We start from the raw sequence: 12,026 nt of genomic DNA, 5'->3' as shown, positions 1-12,026 counted from the left end.
GCTTCGCACTGTATGTCTGCAAAGTTTTTAATCGCGCAAGATCTTAAAAATATTGATGTAGGATGCATGCCTTGAACATTCTTGACCGGTACCTGCTTCGCGAATACCTCAGAGCCTTTGTTGTCGGTCTCGTGTTCTTTATCGCGTTGATTGTCATCGTGCGGTTGTTGGACTACGACCTGAAGAAATTTGAAGACGACATCTCTTATATCACCGCTGTTAAGATTGTTTTATATCAAGCACCCCGCCGGATTATGGAAATGGTGCCGATTGCTGGTTTTGTCGCTGTCTTTTTTACGCTCGGACGGATGGTTAGGAGCAACGAATTCACAGCGATGAAAGCTGGTGGCATAAGCGTTTACCGACTCCTTGCACCTATCCTAATTGTGACACTCATTATCTGTGGACTCTTCGCTATTTTTTACAACCGAGTTGCGTCTCCTGCCTTTCATGAAGCACATCTCTTGCAAAATAAGGTGAAACCTCAGCGCGGCAGAAATGTTGTCTTCAGAGGGAAAAATAATCGCGTTTTTTACTCGCAGCGAGTCGCCTTAGATGCCCAGAAAATCAATCAACTGACGATTTATGAATATGACGCTGAAGATCAACTTGACCGCATAACCTTTGCGAAATCCGCGACATGGACATCCACGCACTGGGATCTCACCGATGGATACATCCGCCATTTTAAGCAAGGCGTTGAGGTTGATTACGAAACTTTTGATACCTATACGATTGAACGCCACGAAGACCCTGCCCGTTTTATCGGGAGTCAGAAGGATCCAAGGGCAATGACTATCAAGGAACTCCGTGAGCAGATCGCCTATAAACGGGAGGCAGGTCAGATTTCACGCAAGGAACAGGTGAAGTTGTATCATAAGACGGCTTACCCGTTCGCGGCTGTTGTCGTTGTGATGCTCGGCGCGCCAATTGCCATCCGTTTTGGTAGAGCAGGGTTTTTTGCTGGATTGGTCATCGCTTTTTTCCTCTCTTTCATCTATTGGGCACTTTCCTTCGCTACGCTTGAAGGGTTAAGTGAAAACGGCAAACTCCATCCATTTCTTGCCTGTTGGGGGGCGAACATCCTGTATGCTGCCGTCGGAAGCATCCTGATCTGGCGTACACCGAAATAAATAGAACTTGCGCGTTTCCTCTTAAAGTCCCCCTGATAAGGGGGATTGCGGGGGTTTAAAATATGGAAAATGCCGCTTTGTTGTGTCCAAATGGCAGAAAACATGCACGCCTCAAGAATTGGCAACATTTTTTTTAAAATCCGCAGTTTCACTCCGATCCCGTTCATCATTGCGCTGCTCTATTTCGCAGAACCCGCATGGCAGTCAGTCGTTATGGGGGTGCCGTTCATTGTTGTAGGCGAGTTACTTCGGGGGTGGGCTGTTGGATATGCAGGCGCATCCACGCGTGCGAGAACGCTCGGTGCCGCACGCGACCTCGTCACAACGGGGCCCTATAGTTACGTGCGGAACCCACTCTATCTCGGCAATTTTCTGCTGAGTCTCGGGGTCTGCCTTGTCGCAAACGTCTATTGGCTTGTCGCGGTACTGATTATCGCCTATTTCTTCCAATATCTCCCCATTATAGCAGTAGAAGAGACGTATCTATTAGAGTCCTGCGGTTTGGTCTATCAGACATACCGTGAGCAGGTGCCTCGCTTTATTCCCCAGTTCCGTTCCTACCCGGATCCGTCTACCCATGATTTTTCTTTTACACGTGCCATTAAAAGTGAAAAGCGCACCTTGACAGCAATTGGCTGCGTCATCGGGTTGATTTTCGCCAGACAGGCTATAGGTATACTATAATAATTCGGTTTTGAAGTTCAACAGTTCCATCTGCAGGCACTTTTCTCTAAGGCAGTTAAAATCTGTGATATAATAGTCTCAAGAACTGAACCTACAAATTACGGATGCCATATTTTATCATGGTGAGGCTTAAATTGAAGCAGGGAGACACAATGTTTAACAGAACCGCAAAAGTAACCAAGGTAACATGGAAGACAATATTGGTGAATCCAGCTATCTTTACTATTATGGCATTTTCGCCGGGTATTGACACACTCGGATTGATTGCAACCAGCGTTATAGTAGTTGTGTCAGGTCTAATGCCCCTAGGTATTCCAAATAGACCTCGTGCTGTGTCCATTGCTTGCAGTATCGTGTTTGCCCTAGGCGGCGCTATAGGCAGTTTGGGGCTGGTTAACATATTAGAGAGACTGTTTCCTAATTTTCCAACGGTGTGGCAGTGGAAATGGGTACTATGGATGCCTTCAGTTTTTAGCAGTCTGGCAATTTTGGCATGGATTTTCGCGGTTCTGAACATCTCCTCTGTCACCCGTCCACTGCTGATTAGCACAATTTTTATTGCTACTGCAGCAGGATACGCGCTCAGTTTGGATGTTATCGCAGTAAAAGACGCACTTACTTTTGATATAATTCGCAAAATCGCACATTGGGAACAAGGAATCGTATATCTTTTAAATGGGAGTGGTTTACTCGTCTGGGCGCACTTCATCACCCGGAGACTTGCCGATTCCAGCCATGAGAAATTCGCTGGAAAATGCACCCTGTTCCTCGGAGGACTCTTGATCTTAATGGGGATTATGCAGATTCTACGGGACATCTTTTGATAATGTCGCGCTGAAGATGCGCGCGTCCCAGGTTTTCGGCGGGCATTGCATCATTGTTTAATAGGCGAAGTATGCTCCGCCTTACAATGCTACCTGCGCCAATCCGGCGCGCTCGCGAAAACGGTTGAACGTCTTCAGAATCCCTTGCTCCATCGTGTAGGCAGGCGTGAATCCCATCTCATCGGCGATGGCTGTTGCGTCGTAATCCCACGAGATTCCGAATACCCCCGGTTCCAACGTAATCTGTGCGTCCGGTACCAACGTCTTAAGATATGCTACACCTTCTTTAACGGGTCGGATACCACCCTTTACATTGAAGACACGTGTCTGTGTCGTCGGACAGGTACACGCGAGTACAATTGAACTGGAAACGTCCTCTACGTACTGCCAATCCACTGCATCGTCACCGAATGGACAGACATGTGGTTCACCCAATGCGACGGCTTCAATCATCTGTGTCGTGAACGAACTCATCCCCCGCGTCCGACCAACACCGTAGACAGCCGTAAACCGAAGCCCGATCGAGTCAACACCATAAGCATCGAAATAGTGCGTCGCGTATTTTTCATTAAGGGATTTGCATGCACCGTAGATAAACTTCGGATAGTGTGGCGCATCATTGAGAATCTGTTGGTGATTGTAATCTTCTGGTGCCCCGAAGACTGCAACGCTGCTTGCCCAGACAACGCGTTTAAGATTGAAAATACGCGCTGCTTCCAAGATATTGATTGTGCCTTCACAGACGACCTTTAACGCCTGCGGTGGGTTCGCATTACACGCCGGTACCTGCCATGAAGCAAGATGGATAACCCTATCAATTTCGTGTTCTTGGACGGTACGTAAGACATGCGGTAGGTCAGTGATGTCACCTTGCACGAAGGTGAACCCTTCAATCTGTTCGTCCGTGAGTACCATCTTTGGAATGGTTAGGTCGTAAGCGAAATCGTAAACCACTACCTTTTCACCGGCGGCTAACAGGTCGCGGATGACGTAAGTACCGATGCAGCCCATGCCACCGGTGAGCAGATATGCCATAATCTTTTTCTCCTCTGAGAGGGACGCGATTGGGGAACCGCGCCCTTCTACCAAAATCGCCATGCGAAATAGGTACTAACTCGCTTGGAGGGGTGTATCCACATTCACAAGAATATCGTCGCCCTCCACTTTAACGGGATAGGTGGGTATGCTTTCCTCCCCTGGCCAGACGCATTCACCCGTCGTCACATCAAATTCCCACATGTGGAGTGGGCACGTAACACAATTATTGTCTAAGAAGCCGTAACTCAAAACGCCACCGAGGTGTGGGCAGATATTGTTCATCGCATAATATTCACCCTTAACGTTGTAGATACCGATAAAAACACCTTCAACTTTCACACCAATACATCTACCGGGCTGAATTTGATCGGTTGTCGCGGCTTTTACAAATTGTGACATAATTTCTCCAGCTTTTTGCGTTTTTTACGCAAAATAAGATTAAAATCGTATCAGAAAACATTGTTGTGGTCTTCCGATGGATACCACTGCTGCTAAAAAATTCAGTTACGGCTTTGGTCTCAGAATAGACGCAAACCGGTTTAGACTGCACGTAGGGTTTTCACCCTTCCTCCGCGCGGGCTAAGCATCGTCCATAGGATACAGGCTACATCCGCCGTCTACGAGTAGCACTGTTCCTGTCATATAATCTGCGGCGGAACTACATAAAAATAAGAAGGCGTTTGCCACCGAATCAAGCGGTTGCATAACGCCGAGTGGAATTGCTTTTTGGGCACGGGCACGGTAGATTGGATCCGTGTCCCACTGTTGTTTTGCGAGTCCTACACTGACAATACCGGGTGCGACTGCATTGGCGCGAATCCCTTTATCAGCCAATTCCCGTGCGAAGGAACGCATGAGCTGCTTCATTGCAGCTTTGCTTGCGTTATACGGTCCTATCTCGGGCCACGGCACGTCAGCAACCCAAGATGTCGTAAAAATAAGGTGTCCTCTGACCCTATCTTCAAGCATAGAACGGGATGCGGCACTTCCGAGTAAAAACGCTGTCCGTACATTGACTGCCATTGTTTCATCCCACTCTTCTGCTCTGTATTCTAACAACGGTTTTGGGATCACCATACCGATATGGCAGAGCGCGACGTGAATAGGTCCGAACCGCTCGCGCGCTGCATCTATTAACATATTGGTCTCGTCAGTATCTGTCAAATCTGCCTTAACGTAGTGAAGTTGCGCTGTGTCGATTCCGGTTTGGCTGAGCCGATCTATCGCCTGTTGATCCGGCAGGATATCGTTTACCGTTAGGTTGGCACCGTGTGCCATCAATTTTTGGATAATTCCAATCCCGATTGCTCCGCACCCGCCGGAAATAACGATGTGTTGTCCAGCGAGTGCATCGTTACGGAAAGCCATTGCCAGATCTCCTGTTATTTGCCTATCACTTTGCCTTCGCCGCGTGGATCCGTGCCGCCATCATGGTGAGTTCCGTCGTTCCATAGACGGACACCGTGTCCCGGCCCCCCGATGCCCGCGCTTGCTGTGATTTCATGCCCGAGTTTCCTTAACCCGATAATAACCTTTTCACCGGCGCGCGATTCGATTTGGATCGGTTCGGCACCATCACTGTGGAAGCGCGGCGCGTCCAATGCCTGCTGCATTGACACTTGCAAGTTCATAAGATTAATGCTGATATTAAGCTGGTTATTCTGAATAGTCCTGCCACCCGGGATTCCGTATGTGGCAAAAGGTGCGCCATCCCGTGTAACGAGAAGCGGACCCATGTTATGAAGCGGACGTTTTCCGGGGCCGACAGAGTTCGCAAGTCCCGGTCTCGGATCGAAACGACCAACACCGTGTCCAAAAAGCAGACCTGTTCCAGGGACTGTAACCATTGAGCCGAATCCGCCACCGTGCGTTTGTGTTAGCGATACCATGTTTCCTTGCGCATCTGCAGTTGAGATGTGACTTGTGCAGTTCATCGGTTCATGGTAGACAACCTCGCCAGGTTGAGGCGATGCCAGCCCTGCTTTCAACTTCTCACTGAGTGTCGCAGTGAAGTTATCCGAAAGTTCCGTTTCAATGTCTATGTCAACGAAAGTGGGATCTCCAAATCGCCGGAGTCTTTCGGGCCAGCACACCTTCATCGCTTCAGCGAAGAGGTGGAACCTCTCAGTAACAGACATCTCCGCCACGTCGAATTCCTCTACCAGTCGGAGCATCTGTAAGGTCGTCAGTCCTCCCGCACCGAGTGGGGAAGTATAGACGGAGTAGCCTCGGTACTGAATTTGATAGGGGGTTGTGATGAAAGGACGGTAATCCTTCAGGTCGTCCACAGTTAAGCATCCGCCTAATTTTTGGATGTGGTTTGCGATTGTTTCGGCAATTGTTCCCTCGTAGAACGCGGAATGTCCTCCCTCCGCGACTGCCTCCAAAGTCCGCGCGAGTTCTGGGTTCGTAAGCGTTTCACCTTTTTTCGGGGGTCTACCATTTTTCAGGAAAACGCGTGCAGTTTCCGGAAACTCGCGTCTCCACCGTTCTGCATTTCCAGCTATCCCGCCGCGGTTCGCACTGTTCGGAGCATAGCCGTGGCGGGCAGAATTGATAGCAGGACGGAGGACATCGGTGAGTGGCAGCGTTCCAAACGCCTCTAACGCCAAGCATAAGCCGGCGACAACCCCCGGCACGCCAATTGACAGCGGACCGTGAACGTTGACCCGTCCGGGGACCCGGTACCCTGCAACTGCATCCGGTGCTTCTTCGATCGTGAACATGTTTTCGGAGGCAGCAGCCGGTGCAGCGGAATTGTAATCTATTGCAATAACATCCTGCGTTTTGCTACGATAGATAAGCACACAACCGCCGTACCCTGCAATCCCGTTATGTGAGGGTTCCACGACCCCTTCCGCAAATGCCGCGGCGACAGCAGCATCAACAGCGTTTCCACCAGCAAGGAGCATCTCGAACCCGGCTTGCGCGGTGCGAGGATGGGGGCCTGCAACAGTACCGTAATCTCTTTTGTGTGAATTCACAAATTTTTCCTTTCCCTGAAGGCTAATATACGGAATTCTAAAGTTTTTTTATAGAATTGTCAAGTATTTCAGACATTGTATCCGCTTTTTTGTATATTTACAGCAGAATTCGTAAAGTAGTAGGTACCCTCCGCCGGGTTTCCGTTCATGAACTGCTGACTGCCTCTTCTGGTATTTTGTTTGACATGCCGCCTAAAACCGTGTATAATACACGGTAGCGTATCTAATCGAATAAAACTTCACGCGTGAACACTCGAAAATCGGAGCATCGGAAATTATAATGTCTCTTCGTCGGCAATCTCGCATCGTCGCGATGCAAATGCTATATCAGATTCAACTCACCAAGGCGCCGGTCCCGGTTGTCATGGAACAGTTTTGGCAGAACCACGATACATCTGCCAAACTCCGTCCGTTCGTGGTGGAACTCGTTGAGGGTACCACTTCACATCTCGATGTAATTGATGAATTGCTTCAAAACACCTCTAAAAATTGGAAACTCCATCGGATGCCTGTCGTAGACCTCTCTATCCTGCGATGCGCGGCTTATGAGATTCTTTACCTTAGCGATATTGATCCAGCGACTTCAATTAATGAGGCGGTTGAAATCGCGAAAGTTTACAGTACCCCAGATTCCCCAAAATTTATTAACGGAGTCTTAGATAACATCCCCAAAAATACATAAATGTGTCTAAACGCTAAATATTTGACTGTGGAATAGACGCTGCATTCAGAAGAATAAAAGATCAAGAACAGAAAAGAATAAAAATAGCACATGTTTAAAATAAAAAAATTAATGCTTTGCCTATTGTTGCTGCTTCCGATACACATAAACGCCGCACAAGAATTTGAATTTGTTGTTGCGTTTGGTGGCAAAGGTGAAGATGAAGCACAATTCGCAGAGACTTTGTTCATGGCGTTTGGACCTGACGGTGCCATTTATGTCGTTGATACAGATAACTTCCGAATCCAGAAGTTCGATGAAATAGGGAACTTTCTATTTGACATCCAGATGGAGACAGAGAGCGAATTTCGGTTCATTAATCCGACGGCTGTTACTGTTGGCACGGATAGTAGTATCTATGTGATGGATTGGATGTTCGTTCAGATTTCAGACCCCAATCTACAAACGACATTGGGACCCAAAATCTTTAATTACGGGCCCTGTATCCATAAATTTGACGCACAAGGCGGATTTGTCGCGAGTTACCCGATCCAAGACTTCAGTCAGCGGATAGCACCCCTTGAAGCCGCTTCACCTGGTTTAGATGCTGACGGTAATTATGCACTCATTATCCCACAAGGGGATACAAAGCGGGCGTTTCTTCTAACGGTAGATGCAAATGGAAATCTCTATATTTGCGATGGTGGAACGGTTTACAAACTCAGTTCAGAAGGTGAACCGGTTGCTCAGTATCCGCTTGCGCAACCGGGGACAGGCCGCCTCGTACATCCCGTGGATATGACAATAGATGAACACGGGAATCTCTATGTCGTTGATGAAAGAGGACATCGGGTACTGAAGTATGGTGCCGAAGGGAAGTTCTTACGTGCCTTCGGTGAATACGGCGATGCGGCTGGACAATTTATCGCTCCCTTTCGGATAGCGGCATTGACAGATGGCACACTCCTTGTCGCAGACACGGCGAAGTACTTAAAAGATTTCGTCTCCACGCTTCCAAATCGGCTTGACGATCCGACGCGACGTTACAGCGGTGATACACGGCTGTTTCGTTACCGGCTGCGGCGTATCCAACGGTTTACCACAGATGGTGAATATACCCAGAAGCTGCTGATCCGGTTCCGACGGGAAGTTGAAACCGATGTTGCATTGCAACTCAAGGGGATTGATGGGAGCGGAAATCTTTACTATCTCAACCCAGCGGAGTTATTGTTTAGGAAATACGCGCCGACCACATCCTTGTTTTCTTCGATGTTCCAGACGGAACTCAAACTCCGTTATACACGCGATCTGCACGACATTGAAATCGATAATCAAGATGATTTGGATGCCGATCTCTATACCAAATCCGATTTTGATGAGCAGATTGTTCAAGATACCGCATACGCAAATTTAATTTTCTCTTATGATTTAAACGAGTCATTCCGTCTCGCACTCTCTAATCGACTCACTTACGTCCGGATGACCGATACGAGTTATTATAGAGCAAGGGATTTCGTAGACTTTCGCGGCAGTTTCAATCAAGATGATAGGGCGACTGAAAACTCTTGGGATGATAGAATCCAGATTGATTTTACATGGATACGCGACCATAGCCTCTACAATTATCGGGAAGCACGCGCATTTGCGTATTTCAGCATCATACGCCTTGATTTCGTCAACGATGCGCTGAATCCAGCCAACTATCGCTTCTTTGACTTCAACGCGAATCTCTCCGACTGGGGTGCAGGTGTCCATTACGATTTAAGTCGTACATTCCGTTTGAATTTTGAAATCACACACTTTTTCGGCAAAAACAGATACACCTATATCGACGAGACGAATGTCCTCTATGCGACCGGGTTTCAAGAGGCAGACTTCATACGTGTTGCCTTGTTCATAAACGGGATCTTTTAAAACGGTTGCAATATATTCCAAAATTAGATATTATCGAAGTTGAAATCTTTTGGAAGGAGCTTCAAAAGTACCTGAGCAGACTCGAAGGAGGTTTTCAGCAATGCAAACGTATCCATTATCGCAGCTTACTGAAGATACGTTCAAAGCACTTGTGACCCTGTACGAGCAACCAGATGTATCTGACAAATGGGACGAAATGACGTTAACGCTGAATCCGGAAGAAATCAGACTCCTGAATTACTTCAAATCTCTGTTAGGAAAACGTCAACTTATACTGATGAACGAAGCCACGCTTTGGGCACGTGCTATTTATCCGTTGTTGGTGCTTGCGGAACAAGGGCATGTTCAAGCGTGGTCAGGAGTCCCGCTCAGAGCAAGTTACCCGACTTTTGAACTGGAAGGCGAGGCCGATGGTGCGCTCGCTCCCTGCATCGCCGGACGAATGCACCAACCTTACTTGGTCGTTCATGAAACTAAACGGGGCATTAATGCCCCAAACCCGCAATTTCAGCTCTATGGCGAAATGCTCGCCGCCGCATGGCTCAATTGGAAGAGCGATGCTAAGACGGATCAGGAGATTTTTGGATGTTATACTGTCGCTGATAGTTGGACATTCGTTCACGGAATTGTTGGAGATATTGAGACCGAAAAACCGACGTTTACTGTTGAACTCTCCAAAACTTATAATGCGGTCTGGGAAACTGAACGCATCGTCCAAATTCTGAAATCTATTGTCGCCAAGTACGTAAGCGTTGGCACTTAACAGGAGGCATCACTATGGCAACTTTTGGAACAGGCGATTATCAATATGAAGTCGTAGAAGGATGGGGCATGATTCCCCAACTCGGACTCGTTTCCGGTGTAGCGTGCGACTCAAACGATCGCGTCTACGTCTACAACCGGAGTCCACAACCCGCGATGCTCGTTTTCGAGGCGGATGGCACATTCGTTAGCGAATGGGGCAAGGATATCTTCCAGAAACCGCACGGCATCTGGATCAGTCCCAATGATGAAATTTATACCACAGATACTGTTGATCACACAGTCCGAAAATTCTCGCTTGATGGCGAATTATTGCAGACATTCGGTACTGTCAATCAACCCGGCGCGCCGGGGGGTCCCTTTAATGAACCGACGCGCGCCGTCCTTTCTACCTCTGGAGAGATGTACGTCTCCGATGGCTACGGACAATCGCGGGTACACCGGATGACTGCCGACGGCGAAGTAATCGTTTCGTGGGGCGCACCCGGCACAGGACCCAGTGAATTTAACTTGCCACACGATGTTACTGTAGACCATAACGACCGCGTCTATATTCTTGATCGTGGGAACCTACGCTGTCAGATTTTTAATAACAATGGAGAATACCTGACCGAGTGGACAGACCTCCGTTCTCCAAACGACCTCTTCATTGATAGCGATAATGTTATTCACATTGCCGAAGGCGGGCAACGCATTAGCATCATGACGCTTGACGGAGAAGTTATTGGACGGTGGGGCGAGAAGGGCGATGCACCCGGACAATTCAGCGATTCGCCACACGGCATCTGGATCGATTCAAAAGGCGACATCTATGTTAGCGAAGTCATCGCCGACAGACGTTTCCAAAAATTCGCGAGGATTTAAACTGTTTTGAAGAACCATTACCTCTATATTTTTCTTATTATTTTTATTGGGATTGTCGCGTGTGCTTTAGGATTTGCCGATGAAGGCCATGAGCATTCAGGCGACCGAATCAAAGAGTTGGTAAACCAACCGCTTACGCTGCAATTGGCGATTGTTGCCCTCGTGGTCTCATTTGTGCTGGGTGGTTTGCATGCCTTAACACCCGGTCACGGAAAAGCAATAGTTGCTGCTTACCTCGTCGGTTCTAAAGGCAGGGTCATTGACGCAGTTTTCCTTGGGGTTGTCGTTACCATTACGCACACCTTCAGCGTCATAGTACTTGGCATCGTTATGCTGGTAGCGCAGGGGTTTGCCCCGGAGAATATTGTCCCGTGGTTGAGCCTGTTCTCCGGTGTCTTGATTGTTGGTATTGGGGCGTGGCTGCTTACCAGAAACATGAAGCAGTATTACAGTGGTAGTGTACACAGCCAGGCAGATGGACATCAGCACCCGCACCCGCACGAGCATTCACATGATCACGATCACCCGCACGATCACAATCATGGACACGACGATGAAGATGGGCACGATGACGACCATTCACATGAACACGATGACGACCATCCGCACGCAGACGATCACGATCATGGACACGACCACTCACATGAACACTCGCACGATGATGACCATGACCACGACCATCCGCACACAGATGACCACGATCATGGACACGAGCATTCGCACGACGATGACCATGGACATTCACAGGATCAGGTACTTACACACAGTCATGGTGGGCGGACGCATAGCCATGCTGTGCCTTCAGAACGGACGGGTTTTTGGGGGTTACTCTCTCTCGGTATTTCCGGTGGTATTGTGCCGTGTGTCGATGCACTCATCGGGCTTCTATTCGCGATTAGTCTTAACAAACTTGTGTGGGGGCTGATTATCCTGTGTGCTTTCTCGTTAGGGCTTGCCGCCGTCTTGGTCGCTATCGGTATTCTGATGGTGATGGCAAAACCTATAATTGAACGTTTCACAGGCGAAGGTATCTGGTTACAACGTCTACCGATGATCAGTGCCGCTGTCGTCATCCTGCTCGGCGCAATATTAGTCTTCAAAGCATTCAACACTGTCGGAGTGCATATTTAAAAGGACTTACGCACTTAAAGATTTCGTTCAA

Annotated in this window: 12 protein-coding genes; 8 read left to right on the top strand and 4 right to left on the bottom strand. The window is 48.3% G+C overall.

The features are described 5' to 3' along the window. Positions 1-71 precede the first annotated feature (71 nt). The 3 genes from OXH00_05745 (at position 72) to OXH00_05735 (ending at position 2,641) form a co-directional block, all read left to right on the top strand. The gene (locus OXH00_05745) at positions 72-1,133 is read left to right on the top strand and encodes an LptF/LptG family permease (protein MCY3740504.1); all 1,062 of its coding nucleotides are present in this window, start codon (positions 72-74) and stop codon (positions 1,131-1,133) included. Positions 1,134-1,223: 90 nt separating this feature from the next. Continuing rightward, positions 1,224-1,817: an isoprenylcysteine carboxylmethyltransferase family protein gene (locus OXH00_05740; GenBank protein ID MCY3740503.1), complete on the top strand. Its 594-nt coding sequence runs from the start codon at positions 1,224-1,226 to the stop codon at positions 1,815-1,817. A gap of 152 nt (positions 1,818-1,969) precedes the next feature. Then, positions 1,970-2,641 carry a hypothetical protein gene (locus OXH00_05735; GenBank protein MCY3740502.1) on the top strand — a complete coding sequence of 224 codons (672 nt, stop codon included), beginning with the start codon at positions 1,970-1,972 and terminating at the stop codon, positions 2,639-2,641. Between the two features lie 81 nt (positions 2,642-2,722). On the opposite strand, the gene OXH00_05730 is transcribed toward OXH00_05735, so the two are convergent. The 4 genes from OXH00_05730 to ggt form a co-directional block, all read right to left on the bottom strand. Next, on the bottom strand, positions 2,723-3,739 hold the full coding sequence (locus OXH00_05730) for an NAD(P)-dependent oxidoreductase (GenBank protein ID MCY3740501.1): 1,017 nt from the start codon (positions 3,737-3,739) through the stop codon (positions 2,723-2,725). Positions 3,740-3,751: 12 nt separating this feature from the next. Further along, positions 3,752-4,078, bottom strand: coding sequence for a Rieske (2Fe-2S) protein (locus OXH00_05725; GenBank protein ID MCY3740500.1), 327 nt, complete (start codon positions 4,076-4,078; stop codon positions 3,752-3,754). A gap of 180 nt (positions 4,079-4,258) precedes the next feature. Beyond that, on the bottom strand, positions 4,259-5,047 hold the full coding sequence (locus OXH00_05720; protein MCY3740499.1) for an SDR family NAD(P)-dependent oxidoreductase: 789 nt from the start codon (positions 5,045-5,047) through the stop codon (positions 4,259-4,261). A gap of 14 nt (positions 5,048-5,061) precedes the next feature. Then, entirely contained in the window at positions 5,062-6,663 is a 1,602-nt protein-coding gene (gene ggt / locus OXH00_05715; GenBank protein MCY3740498.1) for a gamma-glutamyltransferase, read from the bottom strand. Positions 6,664-6,943: 280 nt separating this feature from the next. Here ggt and nusB point away from each other — a divergent pair, with 280 nt between their 5' ends. The 5 genes from nusB to OXH00_05690 all read left to right on the top strand — a co-directional run bounded on the left by nusB (position 6,944) and on the right by OXH00_05690 (position 11,995). Beyond that, positions 6,944-7,345 carry a transcription antitermination factor NusB gene (nusB, locus tag OXH00_05710; protein ID MCY3740497.1) on the top strand — a complete coding sequence of 134 codons (402 nt, stop codon included), beginning with the start codon at positions 6,944-6,946 and terminating at the stop codon, positions 7,343-7,345. Between the two features lie 90 nt (positions 7,346-7,435). Then, the gene (locus OXH00_05705; protein MCY3740496.1) at positions 7,436-9,238 is read left to right on the top strand and encodes an NHL repeat-containing protein; all 1,803 of its coding nucleotides are present in this window, start codon (positions 7,436-7,438) and stop codon (positions 9,236-9,238) included. A 100-nt stretch (positions 9,239-9,338) separates the two neighbouring features. Beyond that, positions 9,339-10,001 carry a hypothetical protein gene (locus OXH00_05700; GenBank protein ID MCY3740495.1) on the top strand — a complete coding sequence of 221 codons (663 nt, stop codon included), beginning with the start codon at positions 9,339-9,341 and terminating at the stop codon, positions 9,999-10,001. Between the two features lie 14 nt (positions 10,002-10,015). Beyond that, positions 10,016-10,864 (top strand): peptidyl-alpha-hydroxyglycine alpha-amidating lyase family protein, encoded by an 849-nt coding sequence (locus tag OXH00_05695; GenBank protein ID MCY3740494.1) that lies wholly within the window; start codon positions 10,016-10,018, stop codon positions 10,862-10,864. Positions 10,865-10,870: 6 nt separating this feature from the next. Further along, positions 10,871-11,995, top strand: a complete 1,125-nt coding sequence (locus tag OXH00_05690) for a hypothetical protein (protein MCY3740493.1) — start codon at positions 10,871-10,873, stop codon at positions 11,993-11,995. Positions 11,996-12,026: the final 31 nt, after the last annotated feature.

It is taken from the genome of Candidatus Poribacteria bacterium, from assembly GCA_026706025.1.
GTDB lineage: Bacteria > Poribacteria > WGA-4E > WGA-4E > WGA-3G > WGA-3G.
This window is presented reverse-complemented; position numbering and strand designations above follow the sequence as displayed.

Bases quoted from the DNA above. Each gene is read 5' to 3' on its own strand.
- OXH00_05740 (MCY3740503.1), top strand. From the start codon at position 1,224: ATGGCAGAAAACATGCACGCCTCAAGAATTGGCAACATTTTTTTTAAA.
- OXH00_05735 (MCY3740502.1), top strand. From the start codon at position 1,970: ATGTTTAACAGAACCGCAAAAGTAACCAAGGTAACATGGAAGACAATA.
- OXH00_05730 (MCY3740501.1), bottom strand. From the start codon at position 3,739: ATGGCGATTTTGGTAGAAGGGCGCGGTTCCCCAATCGCGTCCCTCTCA.
- OXH00_05725 (MCY3740500.1), bottom strand. From the start codon at position 4,078: ATGTCACAATTTGTAAAAGCCGCGACAACCGATCAAATTCAGCCCGGT.
- OXH00_05720 (MCY3740499.1), bottom strand. From the start codon at position 5,047: ATGGCTTTCCGTAACGATGCACTCGCTGGACAACACATCGTTATTTCC.
- nusB (MCY3740497.1), top strand. From the start codon at position 6,944: ATGTCTCTTCGTCGGCAATCTCGCATCGTCGCGATGCAAATGCTATAT.
- OXH00_05705 (MCY3740496.1), top strand. From the start codon at position 7,436: ATGTTTAAAATAAAAAAATTAATGCTTTGCCTATTGTTGCTGCTTCCG.
- OXH00_05700 (MCY3740495.1), top strand. From the start codon at position 9,339: ATGCAAACGTATCCATTATCGCAGCTTACTGAAGATACGTTCAAAGCA.
- OXH00_05695 (MCY3740494.1), top strand. From the start codon at position 10,016: ATGGCAACTTTTGGAACAGGCGATTATCAATATGAAGTCGTAGAAGGA.